At 56.5% G+C, this 18,411-nt stretch carries 15 protein-coding genes, 3 pseudogenes and 1 other annotated feature; of the genes and pseudogenes, 10 read left to right on the top strand and 8 right to left on the bottom strand.

What is annotated here, in order from left to right; all coding sequences use genetic code 11:
• Window positions 1-9: 9 nt before the first annotated feature.
• The 4 genes and pseudogenes from P9250_RS00120 to P9250_RS00135 all read right to left on the bottom strand — a co-directional run.
• A complete protein-coding gene (locus P9250_RS00120) occupies window positions 10-711 on the bottom strand; it encodes a hypothetical protein (protein ID WP_310390598.1) in 702 nt (233 codons plus the stop codon).
• A gap of 13 nt (window positions 712-724) precedes the next feature.
• Window positions 725-1,780 (bottom strand): hypothetical protein, encoded by a 1,056-nt coding sequence (locus P9250_RS00125; RefSeq protein ID WP_310390599.1) that lies wholly within the window; start codon window positions 1,778-1,780, stop codon window positions 725-727.
• Window positions 1,781-2,854, bottom strand: coding sequence for a hypothetical protein (locus P9250_RS00130; RefSeq protein WP_310390600.1), 1,074 nt, complete (start codon window positions 2,852-2,854; stop codon window positions 1,781-1,783).
• A 119-nt stretch (window positions 2,855-2,973) separates the two neighbouring features.
• A pseudogene (locus tag P9250_RS00135) lies at window positions 2,974-3,870 on the bottom strand (error-prone DNA polymerase); the annotation flags it as partial.
• Window positions 3,871-3,956: 86 nt separating this feature from the next.
• Here P9250_RS00135 and P9250_RS00140 point away from each other — a divergent pair.
• From P9250_RS00140 to P9250_RS00155, 4 genes are all read left to right on the top strand, one after another.
• The gene (locus P9250_RS00140) at window positions 3,957-4,532 is read left to right on the top strand and encodes a hypothetical protein (RefSeq protein ID WP_310390601.1); all 576 of its coding nucleotides are present in this window, start codon (window positions 3,957-3,959) and stop codon (window positions 4,530-4,532) included.
• Between the two features lie 629 nt (window positions 4,533-5,161).
• Window positions 5,162-5,989: a DUF932 domain-containing protein gene (locus P9250_RS00145; RefSeq protein ID WP_310390602.1), complete on the top strand. Its 828-nt coding sequence runs from the start codon at window positions 5,162-5,164 to the stop codon at window positions 5,987-5,989.
• Between the two features lie 64 nt (window positions 5,990-6,053).
• The gene (locus P9250_RS00150; protein WP_310390603.1) at window positions 6,054-6,473 is read left to right on the top strand and encodes a hypothetical protein; all 420 of its coding nucleotides are present in this window, start codon (window positions 6,054-6,056) and stop codon (window positions 6,471-6,473) included.
• Window positions 6,474-6,612: 139 nt separating this feature from the next.
• Window positions 6,613-6,903, top strand: coding sequence for a TrfB-related DNA-binding protein (locus P9250_RS00155; protein ID WP_310390604.1), 291 nt, complete (start codon window positions 6,613-6,615; stop codon window positions 6,901-6,903).
• Between the two features lie 93 nt (window positions 6,904-6,996).
• Here P9250_RS00155 and stbC read toward each other — a convergent pair whose 3' ends face one another.
• The 3 genes from stbC to P9250_RS00170 are packed head-to-tail and all read right to left on the bottom strand — an operon-like array spanning window position 6,997 to window position 8,509.
• Window positions 6,997-7,389 (bottom strand): plasmid stabilization protein StbC, encoded by a 393-nt coding sequence (stbC, locus tag P9250_RS00160; protein ID WP_310390605.1) that lies wholly within the window; start codon window positions 7,387-7,389, stop codon window positions 6,997-6,999.
• Window positions 7,386-8,090: a StbB family protein gene (gene stbB / locus P9250_RS00165; protein ID WP_310390606.1), complete on the bottom strand. Its 705-nt coding sequence runs from the start codon at window positions 8,088-8,090 to the stop codon at window positions 7,386-7,388. The genes stbC and stbB overlap by 4 nt, the downstream gene beginning before the upstream one ends.
• Window positions 8,091-8,098: 8 nt before the next feature.
• Complete coding sequence (locus P9250_RS00170) at window positions 8,099-8,509, bottom strand: hypothetical protein (RefSeq protein WP_310390607.1); 411 nt, start codon at window positions 8,507-8,509, stop codon at window positions 8,099-8,101.
• A gap of 449 nt (window positions 8,510-8,958) precedes the next feature.
• Here P9250_RS00170 and P9250_RS00175 point away from each other — a divergent pair, with 449 nt between their 5' ends.
• From P9250_RS00175 to P9250_RS00200, 6 genes and pseudogenes are all read left to right on the top strand, one after another.
• The gene (locus P9250_RS00175) at window positions 8,959-9,321 is read left to right on the top strand and encodes a hypothetical protein (protein WP_310390608.1); all 363 of its coding nucleotides are present in this window, start codon (window positions 8,959-8,961) and stop codon (window positions 9,319-9,321) included.
• Entirely contained in the window at window positions 9,314-10,870 is a 1,557-nt protein-coding gene (locus tag P9250_RS00180; RefSeq protein ID WP_310390609.1) for a type IV secretion system DNA-binding domain-containing protein, read from the top strand. Before P9250_RS00175 ends, P9250_RS00180 begins: the two co-directional genes overlap by 8 nt.
• Window positions 10,870-13,926, top strand: a complete 3,057-nt coding sequence (gene mobF / locus P9250_RS00185; protein WP_310390610.1) for a MobF family relaxase — start codon at window positions 10,870-10,872, stop codon at window positions 13,924-13,926. Before P9250_RS00180 ends, mobF begins: the two co-directional genes overlap by 1 nt.
• Window positions 13,927-13,961: 35 nt before the next feature.
• Window positions 13,962-14,222, top strand: coding sequence for a hypothetical protein (locus P9250_RS00190; RefSeq protein ID WP_310390611.1), 261 nt, complete (start codon window positions 13,962-13,964; stop codon window positions 14,220-14,222).
• Between the two features lie 305 nt (window positions 14,223-14,527).
• Window positions 14,528-15,855, top strand: a pseudogene (locus P9250_RS00195) (IS3 family transposase).
• Window positions 14,831-14,947 (top strand) — a sequence feature (AL1L pseudoknot). Its footprint overlaps the pseudogene before it by 117 nt.
• Window positions 15,816-16,762 (top strand): annotated as a pseudogene (locus P9250_RS00200) (IS3 family transposase); the annotation flags it as partial. The pseudogenes P9250_RS00195 and P9250_RS00200, both read left to right, overlap by 40 nt.
• A 427-nt stretch (window positions 16,763-17,189) precedes the next feature.
• On the opposite strand, the gene P9250_RS00205 reads toward P9250_RS00200, so the two are convergent.
• On the bottom strand, window positions 17,190-18,341 hold the full coding sequence (locus P9250_RS00205) for a porin (RefSeq protein ID WP_310390612.1): 1,152 nt from the start codon (window positions 18,339-18,341) through the stop codon (window positions 17,190-17,192).
• Between the last annotated feature and the right edge of the window lie 70 nt (window positions 18,342-18,411).

Genomic DNA, 18,411 nt, shown 5'->3' on the forward strand with positions numbered 1-18,411 from the left:
CCCTTAGTTCTAACGCTCACCGCGTAGATCTAATTCGGGGATGATCAACGCGACGAACTTCTCGATCAAGTACTCACGAACCGCCAACGTTCCCGACGCCGATAATTCTCCCGACTCCGACCCACCCTCATAGATGAATTGAAAGCTTACCCGTTCAATCGATGCTTTAAATTTAGGAAACGCTGATCGGAGATCATGACTAGCATCTCCCTGGGATTGAAGTTCGAGACGGACACTCGCTTGGCCGCTTAAAATAGCACCCACAGCCTTTACCTTTCGGACTACTAGATTGTTGACCTCTTGCGCTGTGCCTAGCACGTTCAACAAAGCAAGCAAATCAAAGCGCACGGCTTCAACGGACATGCTCGAATCGATGACGTTGGACAAAAGGGTCACAAAGGATCGCACCGAGCGGGGCGCATCAATCAGCACGATCATGTACCGACCATCGCTGAGTGCGAGCATATAAAATCGGAAGATGTTGTAGCGTACGGATTCGACCTGGCTAACCTCCCCGAACGGATCCTCAAGCGTCTCGCGTTGAACGAAGCGCTCAATAAAACGAGCCTCAATCCGCTTTTCGCGAACATCAATTACTTCGAAGCCCAATCCACTATCGAGATTGAAGGTCGATTTTCCTAAGCGTGCGGCAAGCGCGCGCACGCCTAGGGTGAGATGCATCTCAATCCATTTCGTCTTCGCCATTGCCATGTCGCTGTTCGCCTCACAGCTTCTTAACTACTGAGCGCGCCGCATCTTCGATGCGTCGTCCCAGGCTTGTGTCAGCGCCTTCTGCCACGCCCGTTCGAGATTTATTGAAGCTCGTATCTTCCTGAACCTTGTAGAAGCCGCGCGGTAGGTACGAGAATCTCGTGCAACTCTCGGGCTCAGAGAATTGCGCCTCAAATTCGTATAGGTCGGGTTCCGAGGTGCTTTCGTTGACGGCTTGCCAGACTATTTTCCATAAGTAGAAGCCTTTGGAAAATAGGATCCGTAGCTCGTCGGATTGCAAAACGCCTTCACCCTTGAGCGACGCCTTAGTGATATGCACGCCGATATCGATTGTCGGATCTTGATCGTCCTCTTCGTCAGTGGATTTCAACTTCGGCTTGTATACGAACGCGTCGGTAACGTCATAAAACTTGAATCCTCGCACGCTCTTGATCAGCTCCATGAAGAACTTAGAACGCTTGTTTGAATCCAAAATATGCTCGAGAGAGACTTCGTCGATGTCGAGCGTGTCATCTGCCTCTTTACCGACATCCGCGATCAGTGTGCGGGTCCACTCATCCACATGTTCATTATGGGGGCCGCTAATTGCGATAGCCGCGCCTGAAGGTTCAACTGTAATGGTTGCTTCTTTCGCTACTACTTGCCGGAACTCTGTCTGATTGAACTGCGTGACTTGGTACTTCACCACGATATCGAAACTGCCGTTCGCCCTTGCTCGAACCGTTGCTAGATCGCCTCCCGCGCGGATGCTTTTGCAAAGGCTGTGGGCGGCCGCCTCAAATTGACTGATATCCACAGAGCTCGAGGTGACGCGCATGGAAGATAGTCGTTCGCGACGCGCCGGCGAGCCGAATAGCTTCGCTAGCGTCTGATAATCCTGATAGTCATGGGCCAGACGCGAATAATAGTCGGCGAGTGCGCGTCGCGGGGTGCTCTTCGATATGATGATGCCTCGGCTTATGAAGAGCTCTCTCAAGTGTTGATTGGTGACTGCCGGCAAGTTCAAAGCATCAAATATTGCCTTATCACCAGCACTATAGATGGCCATTTACTTTTCCTTTTTTTCCCAACCGAGTTCGACCTTGGAAAACGTCTTTTTTTCGATTTCGAGGACGTCCAGTTTTATTGCTTCTAGCATCTCCCGTTTCGCGGCATCGAAGCCCCAGTCGTGCAAGTAGGCTTCGATCGCACGCTTGAAGTGGCTACGGATGTCATCATGCGGCTGATGGTGCGCAACGCGGATCCTCAGGGTTTGCCCGGCCTGGGGAATCTGATAAGTCGCGAGACAATCGAATAGATAAATGAATTCCGCATGACTACTGCCCGGTCGGTTGTAGTAGATCACATACCCTGGCCCGTGGCGCTCAACGCTCTCTTTTTTCTTTTCGTCATATTTCGTCACCGTATCGTGTGCGATGATGATAAAGGGTCCAGCAATCTGCTCGATTGTGGCGGGTGCCTCGTCGGACCGGAGCAGCACTCGATGTCGACGCAGCTCGGGATAGTAGAACTGATAGTTCGTCTCCGGAAAGCTACCTTCCCGATGGAGGCGATTAGCGTCCGAGATGATCGTCGTCATATAGTTGATCAACAACGGATCAATGACGTGAAGCAGCATGTTTGCCTCGAGCGGCAAATTTTCGGTACGAATTCCGCGTTCTACGTCTACTCGCCCAACCTTCTTCGGGTTGAATATGTCAAAAAATCTTTTGTCGTATTCTGCATCGTGGTTATAGACAAACAACGCACCACGGATCTCGAAGTCCCCTTCGTCCAAGTTATACCGTTTGTCCCATTCCTCACTAGCGCGCGCACAGTCAATTGTCTGCGCCAAGGACTTTAAGGCCGAGCGTACCGGCGAAGCCGAGATACTGCTGGCGGAATAACTTTTCAGATCCATGTTCATTAGTATCCGCCGGTTCAAGTACGGGTCGATGTAGCTGAACACGACGTCTACCGGATGAGTATGGGCTACGTTTTCCTTTCCCGTATGCTTGACGGCCTTCATGCAGTTGAAGTTCTGATCAAGCAAGTCGACGCGTTTCCACCTGAACCACTCGAAGATTTCTCGCGAAATTAGATTCGCCATCTCCGCTGTGGGCGCTGTTTCGCCACCACTCATTTGGTCTCCGATGCCTTACAAGATCGAGCGAAAGATTATGCCATTTAGCGGCGTCGGCTAACGCCCAATTTACTGTTAAAGGTGACTGTTTTCGCAGATCGGAAGAAAATCTTGCGACATCAATGGAAGTTGCGACTAGTGGTCGTGAGCCCACACAGGACATGAGACATATCGACGAGCCGTTTCGCCACAAGGTGTCGAACTTCGCCCTCGCATTGCCACGTTCCGTGGACAGCGAGCAGCGAAGCGCCCAAGGCTTCTTTTCGATGCTTCTCTAATAGCGATGGCGAGATGATGACGTGCACATTGCCGGTCTCATCCTCGAGTGTCACGAACATGACGCCCTTGGCTGTTCCAGGCTTTTGCCGCACTGCTACAAGACCGCATCGTCGCGCCAACCGTCCATTTCGATAGCTCCGCAGCGTCGATGCCGGCATAAGCCGCTGCTGGAGAAATATAGGGCGCAGGAGTGGCAATGGATGCCGGCCGAGCGTCAAGCCTGTCGAGTTGTAGTCGCTGACGATCTCTTGCGCCTCCGATGGCGCACCGAGCGCGGGTGTCTCGTCGTCGATCCGACTATCAAAAAGAAGATCTTGGTCGGGCACAGCGGCAGCAGATTGCCAGAGCGCCTCGCGCCGGTTGCCCGCCAGTGATTGAAGCGCGTTAGCCGCCGCCAGCACTTGCAGATCGCGGCGATCGAGCTGAGCGCGTCGTGCGAGATCGCTTACGCTCCCGAAAGCGCTCACCGCTCGGGCGTTCTCGATGCGCTCGGCGGCGCCGTCACGCATCCCCTTCAGCAATGAAAGTCCGGGTCGAACGATTGGCTGTGAGCCATCAGGCTTCCGCTCGAGGACCGAATCCCAGCCGCTGATCGTGACGTCGATCGATGCCACTTTCACGCCGTGACGCTTCGCATCTTGTCCGAGCGGTGGGGGTGAATAAAAGCCCATCGGCTGCGAGTTGAGCACGGCGGCCAGGAACGCGGCCGGTTCATGACACTTCAGCCAGCTCCTCGCGTGCTGCGTGGCAGCAAATCGGCGCCGAGCGTGCAAAATGGTCTTCGATGCTGCCGACAAGAGGCTCGGAGGTTCTGCCTTGGCTCTTGCAGCAGAGCGATGACATCACGTCGAATCTCTTCGCATATTGCGTCGCCGCGACCCTCGACAGCGTGAGCGGAACCGATCGCGCGCATCCTGTGAACGCCCTATGCGACGTGTTGAATCTCGACATGACGAAGTACTGGAAGGCCACGCAAGCCAGTTACTTGAACCACATCTCGAAAGATCGAATCTCGGAAGTCGTGACTGTCGCCGTATCGGCAGATGCTGCGGCACCGCTCGCATCGAACAAGAAGCAGGAGGCCGCATCGATGGCCGAGCGCTTGTTGTCCGAGACTGGCTGGCTTCCGGAAGTACTGGTCAATCGCGAGGTGCCGGGAGATTACAGCTTTGCGTCTGCCGAGACTGACGAGCTGGATTCCGACCAAGACGACCCGACAGAACCAAACGAACAAGCGGGGTGTGAACGCGAAGAAATCAGAGGGAAGAATAACGATTGCCCAGACGTACTGAGGGACGAGCGGTCTTATGGCCGTTCAGTCCTCAGGGTCATCGATAAAAACATAAGGCTCGGAGCGCGGCAACGCTTCGAGCCTTTCCGTCCAACACCGCAGGAGTAGAACGGGATCCAACTCGCCTCATTATATCGATGCGCTTGCAAAACACCAAGTGAAACACCGACCTTTGCGCCTGGCGGCGCTGCGCACGCTGTCGCAAGTTGATGGGTCTTGCTGGTTGTGTCGCACCGGTTGTCGGGCGTATCTGCTCGTCGGAGTCGGCCAGTCGCACACGCCCTTGAATCTGCCACACGCCCCGGCTTTCCCGGTCAAGGGACTTTCGCGGCATATCCTCGACCGCTGCGCGCTCTGCGGTATTCCACGTTCCCTTGACCGCGCCGGTGCGCGCAGCAGAACGGGCTTACCGCGACCGACCGACTCCGACGAGCAGAAGCAACCAGCGTCCTCGCGTGCTTTACGCAGGAGGAAGTGAGACAGGCGCTTACGCGCCCGTCTGAAATGAACGATCCGCTCCCTCCCTCGTCCTCGGGGCAGGACCTTGAAAGCAAACTCATCGACATCAGACGGTAAACACAAAAGATATTTATATTTACATATATTGACTTTCAGCGGGTTTCGTCCTATCGTACATACATCGACACGCTAATCAGCACAGCGCCTCGATACCGGGAATCAAGCGGCGGCAACCGCTCCCGGACTTTTCACAACACCGCAATTTAGGAGTACTGTAAATGCAACTCGCATCCAAGTTTGGTTATAACGCACCCGTTCTCCGTTCGGAAATCCCGCTGACGGACGACCAAATCCAAAGCATCGCACCGTCGATTTTCGCTGCTGAAAAGCACGAAAGCCGCTCGAAGCGGTACACCTACATCCCGACGATCGATGTACTCAACGGCCTGCGCCGCGAAGGTTTCCAGCCCTTCATGGTCGCGCAGACGCGCGTGCGCAGCGAAGACAAGCGCGATTTCACCAAGCACATGATTCGTCTCCGCCATGCCGACCAGATCAGCGGCAAGGAAGCGAACGAAATCATTTTGCTGAACAGCCACGATGGAACGAGCAGCTATCAGATGCTCGCCGGTATGTTCCGCTTCGTCTGCTGCAACGGCATGGTGTGCGGCACGAATGTCGGAGAGGTCCGCGTCCCGCATAAGGGTGACGTTGTTGGCGAAGTGATCGAGGGTGCATTTCGCGTGCTCGACAACTTCGAGGTGGTAGACGAGCAACGCGAAGGCATGCAAGGCGTGACGCTCGACACCGGCGCACAAAACGCCTTTGCGCGCGCGGCCCTCGAATTGAAATACGACTCGGAAGACGCCGCCGCGCCAGTAACGGAAACGCAGATTCTCCGCCCCCGCCGCATGGAGGATGGTGGGTTGGACCTGTGGACGACTTTTCACCGCGTACAAGAAAACATGGTGAAGGGTGGGCTGCGCGGACGAAGTGCGACGGGCCGCACGACCACCACCCGAGCGGTCAGCGGCATCGACCAGAACGTCAAACTGAATCGGGCTTTGTGGGTTCTCGCCGATGAGATGCGCAAGATGATCGGCTAACGCGGATAGGCTACCGGGCGAATGCAGCCGCCCGGTAGTTCCTCGGACACATGGAGAGAACACCATGAGCAAGGTCTTTTTTATTCCGGGCGAGCCGACCGCGATCGATTACGCGTTGGAACTGACGGACGGCCCAACCACCACTTACGTCACAAACTGGACACGCGAAACGCTCGACCAGCTTGCGCAGCGCTATCCGGGCGTGGTGATCGGTGAGGAGGATTCCTTCATCGAGCAGCAGGAGCGCGCGTTATCGACTCACCCGGAGGAAATCACCGAGGCCGAATATCACGCAGCCATGTCCGGCCCGTGGCCGCCGCTCGTCTGGCAACTGGGCGATGGCGTCGAATCGTTCAAAGGTAGCGAACCCGTCGAGGGAAACGTCACCTTCATCTATGCCCGAAAAGGGTCGCGCTACTGGCGATTCCGCGGTGTCGCCACGCTCCCTCATCCATTGATCGCGCAGAAGATCCAGCACCACTGACACAAGAGAACAGCACGCCGCACGCAGAGCCGCCGTGCGGCTTGCTTTTCGATTCTATTGACCGCTATTGACTCCAAGCAGATAATCTAGCCTCAAATTCACGCATTCAGATGGGGGCGTAAACATGGCAGGAGAGAGCATGACAGCGAAGGATTTTAAGTCGCTCATGCCCCGTCTCAAACGCATGACGGTCGGCAACGTTGAAGTTGCGCGTCGCGTATTGGTCGATGGCATCTCGCAGACTGAAGCCGCGAATGAAAGCGGATTGACGAAACAGCGCGTCGGCGCAGTGATTAAATCCGTGCTGGCCGTGTCGCAAGAATACCCGGCGAATTGGGTGCAGGTCGAGGTGTGGCTGCCACCTGAACTTGCCACACAAGTTCGGCAGATGGCCGAAGAGGCGAAGGCGCGCATCAAGCAACCAGACTAACCGAGAAGTACACTGCGCCGAGACGACCCGACGCGCGTCGCTCCGGCCCACATCAATTTCTTGTCAGCGTCGCTGCCAAACTGCCGTACTGTTCTAAACGAGATGCCGGACAAGCAGGATAGCGACCGCCGCGCCGAGGGTGGCCCCAATCGTCGCGGTCACCCCACAATACACCACCAGCAGGGGAATTGACCGGCGCACGCCCACCGAGACCGCATCTTGACTCGTTGCGGCGACGGATCGCGCAGCGTCTGCGTTGCTGGCTTTTGCATCGCGGAGGGTCTGCGCCAGTTCGCGGTGGGCCGCCACCAATTCTCGTGTCGCTGCCTGGACCGTCGCATCCAGTTCGCCCTTCGCCGAGACAATCCCATCGCGCACGCTTTCAGCGTCGGCTGCTGCTACCTTCAGGTCGGCGGCAATCTCCTTCGAATCCCCAAGGAACCACTCAAGCAGTACTTCCTCTTTGGACGGCGGCCGATCCATCATGACACCAGCGTCGAAAAGGCGTCGTTGAGGTTGTTCCGCACCGGTATGGCCAACTTCTTCCACCGATACATGCGAGCGAAATCCTTGGCCTTGTCCGGGTCGGACTCGGATTTGGCGAGCGTCCGGTAATCCACGCCATCATCGATCAACTGGTCAAAGCCGATTCGCTTGGCTGCCAGGTAGCCGTAGATGTCGCTCTCGAACAGGTACGCATTCGGATCGATCCACGCCTTCTTGGTTTTCTTGACGTAATTGAACACGGCCGGAATTTCGCCGGTCGGCTCCGACGAAATCCTGTTCGGCAACAGTCGAATTTTTGCCGGTTGAACACCGATATTCGAAAGTGCTTCGACGGTCTTTAAACTTTCCTGCCACGCCTTTTGATCTGGCGTCACCGGAATCACATACAGATCGAACTCCTGTTCGGCATCAGAAAACCGTGACATGGCTTCAAAGAACGGCTCGATGTTCGAGGCACCGATATCGATGATGGCGTCGTCTTCCAGAACCAATGCTTCAAGCAATTCGCCAAACTTCTTTCCCTGCAATTGGGAGACTTGATCCGCGCCAAGATCGCTCGCGGATTGATTGATAGTCTCCACCGAAAAGAACGCTGCATTCGGCATGCGCGGCTTGAGAAGGTAATGGGCGGCGACAGTCTTTCCCACGCTCCCGCTGTAATTTAAGACGGCAATCTTCAATTTGCACCTCACTTGAATTTATCGTCGAACTCACTGAAATCCATGCTGTGAACACTTTCAAAGTCACGCGGCGTCTTAATGCGGTTACGCTTTGCTGCGGCGTCTTGCGGCTTATCAGGTGCCTCTTGATTTTTCTCGTCCGGGAAAAATCGTTCAGTCGAGCGACTTATCGGAGCCGGTGTGCGAGATTCCAACTCTGCCGGTTGCGATTGACGCAAGGTTGGCCGTTCCTGAGACCTTCTGGCCCGCCACAAAGCTTTTACGAAGCCCTCGAACGTCAGTGTGAGTCCCTGTTCTTCGCAAAGCATCTTCCAGATCGATTCACGTGAGGCACCTACATTTAACGCCGTTTCAATCTCGCCAAGCATGTTGCGCACGACCGCCGAATCGCTTTTCGGTTTGAGTTGCGATAGCGGCATTGGCAATCCCTCCCGTTGAGTAGCGTCCTTGTGAGTTTGAAGTCACTCTAATGATCACAGCGACTTGACGCAAGCATGTTGTCTCTTGAAACGTGCTATTCAGTCCTCGCTGTAGCCTCGATTGGTAATCGAAGTGTCTCCTTATTGTCCTCTTTCGGTCTATTCGCGCAGATGCCTTCACGCGATGCGTGAAGGATAGGAAAGAACGTTATTTGGACGCGCAAATAGGCTGTAAACATTCCCGACTTCCCCTTAAATCATCGGTTCGCCCTGGCCCTTGAAGGCTATACACCATACGCAATGCTTCGCATTGCCTAAGTGCTTGATTCAGCGCAGTATTTGCTGACCGACAAGAATCATGCTGTAAAACCGGGGTCCTACACAACCCCTTGAACGTGCTATCGCATAAGGATTAGGGTGTAGGACAAGCGTATTACCGGAGTGACCTCATGCCCACTATCAGCCTGCGCTTGTCCGAGTCTCAGAAGATCGAGTTGGAGGAACGATCTTCACGACACGAGGGAAACGTGTCGGATTACATCAAGCACGCGCTATTTGGAGAAGCCCAGGACCAGCGACAAGCGCTGATTGCGCAACTGGACGAGTTGACGCTCTCCGTCTCAAAGATGTCGAGTCATTCTCAAAGTCGATCAGCTTCAGACGACATCGAACCGTCTTCTCACATGCTGATGGAGATTTTGATCTTATTGCGAATGGCGCTGCCGCCCGACAAGTTGCGTGGCGCGCGTGCTGAGCTTGACCGCCTACATATTCGCTCGTGGCAGCCTACATGGGAGAGCAATCGTGGATGATATTCAAAAGCGGCAGGCGGCGATGGCTGCATTGGTGTTCGTTCCGCTTTTCGCCTGGTTTGTCACGGCAAAGGTGGTCTTCGGTTTTACGCCGCAGGATGCACGGGTCGTTGTTCCATATCTGATCTCGAACACCTTTCATCTTGTCTCTCTTTGGGCAGCGCTGATCGGTGGCGAAGTGGTGGCGATTATTGGATTGGTGATCGCGACAAGAGCCGTGAACGGACCGTTCAAAGGCGCGGCGTTTTCCAAGTTCTTTCGCGGAACGGAAATCGTCACCGCAAATGAACTGGCAAGGAAGACGCAGGAAAAGGGAAAGCATCAAATTACGATTGCCGGCGTACCCATCCCGCTCGCGGCAGAGAACACCCATGTCTCCATCGGAGGGTCAACAGGGACAGGAAAATCAACGATCTTCAAAGAGATGATTTTAGGTGCGCTCGCTCGTGGTGATCGAATGGTGGTACTGGACCCCGACGGCGAGTTTCTCTCGACCTTTTACCGCAATGGCGACAAGGTCTTAAATCCCTACGACGCGAGATCGGAAGGCTGGTCGTTTTTCAATGAAATTCGCGCCGAATTTGACTTCAAGCGCTACTCAGCGTCGATTATTCAGCGATCGGGCAGCGTCGAATCTGAAGAGTGGAATGATTACGGTCGGCTGCTATTCACAGAGGTCGCCCGAAAAGTGTATGCGACATCGCGTAATCCGACCATGGAAGAAGTCTTCGAGTGGACGAATCGCAAGACGCTTGAGGAACTTGAAGCCTACGTGGAGGGCACCAATGCGCAGGCGCTTTTTACGGGCAATAGCCGCGCGTCCGGCAGTGCGCGATTCGTGCTGTCCAACAAGCTGCCTCCGCATCTCGACATGCCTCATGGCGATTTTTCGTTGCGCGACTGGATCGCCGATCCGAAGGGAGGCAACCTGTTCATCACCTGGGACGAAAATATGCGGGCGGCGCTCGTTCCGCTGATTTCCTGCTTTGCGGATACGATTTTCAGCAGCGTGCTCGGGATGAGCGCCGACTTGAATCGCCGGCTCTGGGTCTATCTGGACGAGCTGGAGTCGCTCGCCCGCCTGCCGACCTTGGGCGACGCGCTAACGAAAGGGCGGAAGAAGGGGCTGCGGGTCGTGTCCGGATACCAGACCTACACGCAATTGGTGGACGTGTACGGCGAGAATCTCGCGGAGACAATGCTCGGCAATCACCGCACGATGGTGGCCCTTGGCGTCGGTCGCATGGGCGAGAAGACGGCTGAGAAGATGTCGCGCGCCCTCGGGCAACACGAAATCAAGCGTCATCGCTCGGGACGCAGCCGCCGCGCGTTTGGCGGGTTAGGGACCAACAGCCAAAATGAGGAGATCAAGCCGGAGTCGGTCGTGCTTGCGTCTGAATTGATGCGGCTTCCGAACCTCGAAGGGTATCTCGCCTTTCCGGGCGATCTGCCCATCGCTCGCTTCAAAACCGAATCAGTGACCTACACGCGCAAGCGCCACGTTCCCGGGATCGTATCGCCTGATGGCGAAATTTTCGGGGCGGTCTGATGCTTAACATCACGACGATCAAGCGCCAGAACGTCGGCAAGGTCGTGGGCTACTACGCCGACAGCGCCGACGATTATTACGCGAAGGATGGCAGCGCCATGCAGTGGCATGGGAAGGGGGCAGAGGCGCTTGGGCTGGCTGGAGCGGTTGAGCAGAGCCGCTTTGCTGAATTGCTGAATGGCCGGATCAATGAGCGCACTCAATTGCGCCGAACCAAGCCCTCGGAGGCGCGAAAAGAGCGGCTGGGGTACGACCTGACGTTCTCAGCCCCTAAGGGCGTCTCGCTGCAGGCGCTTGTACACGGTGACGCGCGGATCATTGCAGCTCACGATAGCGCGGTGGCCGCTGCATTGCGCGAGGCCGAGATGCTAGCCGCGGCCCGCTCTACCTTGGACGGTAAGACCAGCGTCGAGCACACCCATAAACTGGTCGCGGCAACCTTCCGACATGAGACCTCGCGCGAAGTGGACTCGGATCTGCACACGCATGCTTTCGTGCTCAACATGACCCAACGTGCGAACGGCGAATGGCGTGCGCTGGTCAATGACGGCATCGTCAATTCGTTGAGCCACCTCGGGAACGTCTATAAAGCAGAGCTTGCGAAGGCGCTCGAGTTGCAAGGCTTCAAACTAAAGTTCAAGCGCAACGGCACCTTCGATCTCGCGCATTTCACCGAGCACCAGATCTCCGAGTTCAGCGCGAGGCGCAACCAGATCGACGCGAAACTGGCTGAATGGGGCTTGAGTCGCGAGAGCGCCACGCCTGAGCAGCGCGATCTCGCTGCGATGCAAACGCGAGAGCGGAAGAGCGTCATCAATCGGGAGGGTGTGCGCGAGTCGTGGCTTGCGCGCGCCAAAGAATTAGGGATCGATTTCGATCGCCGTGAATGGGCCGGCGTGGGGAATGACGGCCCAGCCAGGTCACCGGACAGCGGATTGCGCGATCGATTCGGCAATAAATCCGGCAATGATTCAGGCAACGAACCCCGCGATGGATCACGCAACGTCCCTGCAGAGGAATCCGGCCATTCGGGCCGACCGCCACAGATCGACCAGCCGCTTGTCTTTCACGCCGACCAAACCGTGAAATTCGCGATCCAGAGTCTGACTGAGCGACAGGCGATCGTCACGCGCGAACAGCTACTTGCGGTCGCGCTCAGGCACGGCTACGGGCGGCTGATTGCGATCGACATTCGCGCCGCGATCGACCGCGCGCAGCGCAGTGGACATCTCATCCAAGAGGAGGCCCTCTATCGATCGCTGAATCCGGCCGAGCGTGCGGACGATAAGACGGCATGGACTGGGCCGACGGGATCTGCGATGCCACGCGAGAAATGGATCGCTCAGTTGATGGGTGACCAGGGCGACGGTGAAGGCACCCGGGGGAGACGGACCCGCGAACAAGCGCGGGCGCTGGTGGACGCCGGAATTGCGCAGGGACGACTGGAAAAGACTGAGACGCGCTACACGACGCACATCGCGCAGCGGCGCGAGCGCGACATCTTGGCACTCGAGTCGGCGGGGCGCGGGGCGATCTCCTCGCGCGTCACGGCCCAGCAGATCGACGCCTATCTGGCCACACGCACCCAGACGGTCGAGCGCGCAGGGTTGAACGCCGAGCAGGCACGGGCGGTCGCGCGCATCGCGGATTCGACTAATCGATTCATGGCAGTGCCCGGCTTCGCAGGTGTCGGGAAAAGCTACATGACCAAGGCGGCGAAAGAGCTTCTTGAGCAGCAGGGTTATTCAGTGGTCGCGCTCGCGCCCTACGGGAGTCAGAAGAAGGCGCTCGAATCCGAGGGTATCGAGGCACGCACGCTCCAATCGTTCCTCAAGGCGAAAAACAAGAAGCTCAACAGCGGCACGGTCGTCTTCGTGGATGAAGCCGGCGTCATCCCGGCTCGTCAGATGCTCGAAACGATGAAGATTGTTGAGGCGCATCATGCGCGCGTCGTGTTTCTGGGAGACACGGCGCAAACGAAAGCGATCGAGGCGGGCAAGCCATTCGAACAGCTCCTGAAAGCTGGCATGCAATCGACCGAGATTCGGACGATCCAGCGTCAGAAGGACCCCGAGTTGTTGAAGGCGGTTGAGCTGGCCGCTGTGGGCAAGACCGCAGACTCGCTCGCGCACGTGACACGGATCCACGAAGTAATGGAAGCGGCGGACCGCTATGCTCAGATCGTAAAGACCTACGCCGACCTGTCGCCGGTTGAACGCGTACAGACGCTCGTGATCACCGGCACGAACCAGAGTCGCAAGGCGATCAACGACGGAATACAGCAGGCGCTAGGGTTGAAGGGAACCGGTCGCGACTACACGCTACTCGACCGGCTCGATACGACGCAAGCCGAGCGGCGACACAGCAAATACTATGAGAAGGGCGCCGTCATCATTCCGGAACGCGACTATGCCATCGGTCTGTGCCGCGGCGAGCAATACGAGGTGCTGGACACGGGACCCGGAAATCGACTCACCGTCCGCGCACCGGACGGCGCAGTGTTGACGTTCTCGCCAGCCCGGACTACGCAGCTATCCGTCTATCGACCCGAGCGTATCGAAGTGGCGGTGGGCGATCAGATCAAAGTCACGCGCAACGACAAAGATCGGAATCTTGCAAATGGTGATCGACTGACGGTCCGGGAGGTTCGAGAGACGGAGATCGTTGTTGAGTCGCATGGGCGGTCCATCAAGCTCGATGCGACGCGCGCCATGTATGCCGCGCTCGCCTACGCTTCGACCGTCCACAGTGCTCAAGGTCTAACGAGCGACAAGGTGCTGATCAACCTCGATACGCGATCCCTCACCACGGCGAAAGATGTCTACTACGTCGCAGTCTCGCGCGCCCGATACGAAGCGGAGATATTCACTGACAACCGTGCGCGGCTGCCTAGTGCTGTGTTACGAGAAGCGACCAAGACAGCTGCGCTTGAACTCAATCAGCTCAAGCACTGGATTGAGCAAGGGCACGGAAAAAGCGGTCCGCCGATTGAAGGTCAAAAAATCCGAGCTAAAGAGAAAGCTGCGGTTGGTCCGGACATGGGTATCGGTCAGTGAAACGAACGCGTTTTGACCGTCAAGAGGTTCCCCGAATGAAAATTCCCTATCTTCGAATTGACGAACCCGGCAGTTCTTTGACGCCTGAACAGATCGTCGATGCGCTTTTGGCCGGTAGGTCGATCACGATTCATCAACACTACTTCGTGTTCGATGACGCCGACGAGATCGTCTGGTACACGAACCCCTATGGCATCGATGGGATTCTCTGCAAGCGGCCAAGTGTTGAGCGGTTTCGGAAGCTCATGTACGAGCTCGAGCGCGGTCGTGTACTTGGCCTCACGCCGTTTGAGTAGGTCGCGAACGAGTTTCTGTTTGAGTTGTAGGGGACGGTCCGCGGCCAGATGATTTTGCCGACCATCGGTTTTCGACTGAAACGCGTCTATCGCGATAAGGGTAGTTATTTTAACGACTGCGTTTTTACACGCAAATCGACGGCATCCGGTATCGAGTCCGACCGATCAATTCCGATCATCATCGCCGGCGGAAGTCGACACGAATGGACGCATTTATTGTCGCCTTCCAGTTGAAGACCGCGGAGCTCTGGAGACTGAAGCGCACCGGGTTTTCCGGAGACCTTTACTCCTGAGAGAATAGAGTCATGGAAAACCTCGACAAAGCAAAACGGAAGACGACACCGAAATATTCGGCGGAAGTGCGTGAGCGCGCGGTTCGTATGGTGTTCGAGCATCGTGCAGAGTACGCGACGCAATGGGACGCAATCCAGTCGATTGCCGCCAAGATGGGTTGCTCACGCGAAACGTTAAGGAACTGGGTTCGTCAGGCTGAGAGCGATCGTGGTTTGCGCACGGGCCCCAAGACGCAGGAGCAGGACCGCATCCGCGATGCTTGAACGCGAAGTCCGGGAACTGCGTCAGGCCAATGAAATCCTTCGCAAGGCCTCGGCATATTTCGCGTAGGCGGAGCTCGACCGCCGACCGAAGTGATGATTGCCTTCATTGACGATCACCGGTCGGCGTATGGGGTCGAGGCGATCTGCAGGGTGCTGCCGATCGCCCCGTCGACGTATTACCTTCATTCGTCTTGACGCGCTGATCCGCGTCGGCTGCCGCCGCGCGCGCAGCGCGATGCACTGCTGTGTCAGCACATCCGGCGTGTATGGGAGGAGAACTTTCGGGTGTATGGTGCGCGCAAGGTTTGGCGGCAGCTATTGCGCGAAAATTCAAGCTCGCACGGTGTACTGTCGAGCGACTGGTGAAGCGGCTCGAGCTGCAAGGTGTGCGGCGCGGCAGATCGATTCGAACCACCGTCAGCGAGCGAAACACACCGTGCCCGCTTGATCACGTCCAGCGACAGTTCAAAGCGTCACGGCCGAACGCGCTGTGGGTGTCAGATTTCACCTTCGTGGCTACCTGGCAAGGCTTCGCTTATGTTGCCTTCGTCGTTGATGTGTTCGCGCGACGCATCGTAGGCTGGAGAGTGTCAAGCTCAGCGCGTACTGACTTCGTGTTGGACGCGCTGGAGCAGGCGGTACGCGAGCGCCGACCAGCCGAAAGTAACCGTTTGGTACATCATTCGGACCGCGGGTCGCAATACGTTTCAATTCGGTACACGGAACGTCTAGCCGAAGCAGGAATCGAACCGTCAGTCGGCAGCGTCGGAGATTCATACGATAACGCACTCGCCGAAACGATCAACCGCCTTTACAAGGCAGAAGTTATTTATCGTCGCGGACCATGGCGTAACGTGCAGGCGGTTGAACTCGCCACGCTTGAATGGGTAGACTGGTTTAATCATCGACGCCTACTTGAGCCGATCGGCAACCTCCCACCGGCCGAAGCGGAAGCCCGCCACTATGAACAAATCGCTCGAATGCCGATGCAGCGTAACTCCAGCAAAACCGTCTCCGAAATTCCCGGTGCGCTTCACTCGAGCGCAACATCCTCAAGAAGGCGAACGAACTGGTAGAAAAACGATGGGCATCGACCCGCAACTCCTGAGCAACCAGGAGAAGACGATGCTGGTTGATGCCCTGAGACAAACCTATGCGTTGCCGGAGTTATTCACCGTCTTGGGGCTTGCTCGCCGCTCCTACTTCTATCACCGCGCACGTCTGCTTGTCGCTGATAGGCATGCAGATGCGCGTCGCGTCATCGCGGACATCTTCGAGCGCAATCACCGCTGCTATGGTTATCGTCGAATGCGCGCGGCATTGATCAGGCAACAGGTCTTCATATCGGAGAAAGTGGTGCGACGTTTAATGCGGCAGGAAGGGTTGACCGCGGTCACGTCCAACCGACGTCGCTACGGTTCCTATCGTGGAGAGATAAGCCCCGCGCCGGAAAATCTCATCAACCGTGATTTCCGTGCAGCCGCGCCGAATCAGAAATGGCTGACCGACATTAGCGAATTCCAGATCCCGGCTGGCAAAGTGTATCTGTCACCAGTCATCGACTGCTTCGACGGTCTCGTTGTGAGCTGGTCGATCGGCACGCGGCCGGATGCCGAACTCGTCAATACCATGCTGGATTCGGCGATTAAGTCGTTGGCTGAGTGCAAGGAGCGGCCCGTAGTTCACTCGGATCGTGGTGCGCATTACCGCTGGCCAGGATGGCTCTCACGGATGCAGGATGCCAGACTGATTCGCTCAATGTCACTCAAGGGATGCTCGCCGGATAACGCAGCCTGCGAAGGCTTCTTCGGGCGACTCAAGACGGAAATGTTCTATTCTCGTGACTGCCGAGCTACGACCGTTGATCAATTTATCGAGGTCCTCGACTCCTAAATCCTCTGGTACAACGCCACGCGAATTAAGGTCTCGCTCGGCTCTCTTAGCCCTTTTCAATACCGGGAGAGTCTTGGAAATGCGGCGTAAATCAGTCCAAGATTTTAGCCGCACCCCCGGTGGCTCAAAATTCCGTCGGCGCGGACACAAAACGGATTTTCGGCGACTTTAACGGAAGGGTATCCATCCAGCGAAGCCCACCGCGATGGGTGCAATCAAGTCATGTACTGACGGCAAAATCCTACTTGGAAGCGCTTATCTAGCTTGGGCGAACGTTGCACGTCTAGATTCGCTTGACGCTGGGTCTAGCCTCCGCGCATTCTCATTCTTTTTAGGATTGCCGCTGAAGTTGACGGGTGGTTCGGGGTTGCTCCTACCCGCTGTCGCATTCGTCCCGCGTTGAAGATTTCCAATGCCACGCCGCTAGTCTGAGTGAGGGCGAGAGAGCAATTTGACTAGCGCGACAGCTGTCGAAGCGAGCTGCCGCGCCAACCTCAATCCGCTTGCATCGTCGGAGTTAGAACTTCTGCCTCATGCCCAGTACGACAGCAGCCTGATTGTGATTCGTTGCTGCGGTTCCGTAGCCCACAATACCCAGGTTGGAGCCGCCCTTGTTCCTAGTGAAAGCTGCTGTCGCGTACAGGTCGGTGCGTTTCGAGAGGAAGTAATCGAGACCCAGTACCGCCATCCACGGGTCTGCATCCGACGAATGCACGTCCTGATAGTAACCACTGACCGTCATTGCAAAAGCCGGCGTTACGTAATGTTGAGCGCCGAGCCAATACATGTTGGCAGCACTGGCTTCAGCGCCATTGGCTACCGCTATCGGATTCACCGGTTGGAACGCGTTTGACGCGCGAAGGTAGCGATAACCAGCAAGACCCTTAAGTGATCCGAATTGATATGTCGCTGCGGCGGTCGCTCGCCGCTCGGTCGCTGTGTTCGTCGCCGCAGTATTGCTATTGCGCTGTTCGTACAACACGCTGGCTGCAAACGGGCCGGTCGCATAATTCAAGATGCCGCCGAAGTACCGACCCGTCAGCTCCGCACCGGGGACTTCCGTCCCATATCCGATGTCGTAGCGCGTGCTGTACATCGCCGACGCTGTAACTGGTCCGAAACTGCCAGAATAGCGAGCTGAATTGTCGACTCGAGCAGAGAACGCAGAATCCAGCGTTAGCGTTGAGTATCTAAGGGCGGCGCCAAACGGGTCGAATTGAGTGGCCTGCTCAAACAGCAAAGACATGTGCCGCCCAAACGTCAACTGCTGACCCTTGTAGGACAGACCGACCCACGCCTGACGGCCAAACAATCGTGCCGTCGTTGTCGCATTTGCACCCAAGCCTCGGGTCGACTGTGCAGTCGTGCCGTCGTTGATGTTGAACCCATCCTCCAGAACGAAGATTGCCTTCAGGCCGCTCCCCATATCCTCGACCCCTTTCAAACCCCATCGCGAACCCGAGAGATTGCCTGAGACCATGCGGGTTTGCGTTCCGCCGGCGGTCGTGTTGTTAAGGTATTCAACGCCGACGTCGGCGATGCCATAAAGCGTGACGCTGCTTTGACCAAACGATGTCGCCGGCCACAGAGTTGCCCCTGCGGCGGCTGTGGCGACCAGTGCCAGTGCATGTTTAGGAAAGGTCTTCTTTTTAGTGTTCGTGAATAGCATTTTGTCTCCAATCACAAGTCGCCTTGTTGTTGTGGTGTTTAGTTTCCGATGCGTAGGGACGAAGTGACCC

The organism is Caballeronia sp. LP006, from assembly GCF_031450995.1.
Taxonomy (GTDB): Bacteria; Pseudomonadota; Gammaproteobacteria; order Burkholderiales; family Burkholderiaceae; genus Caballeronia.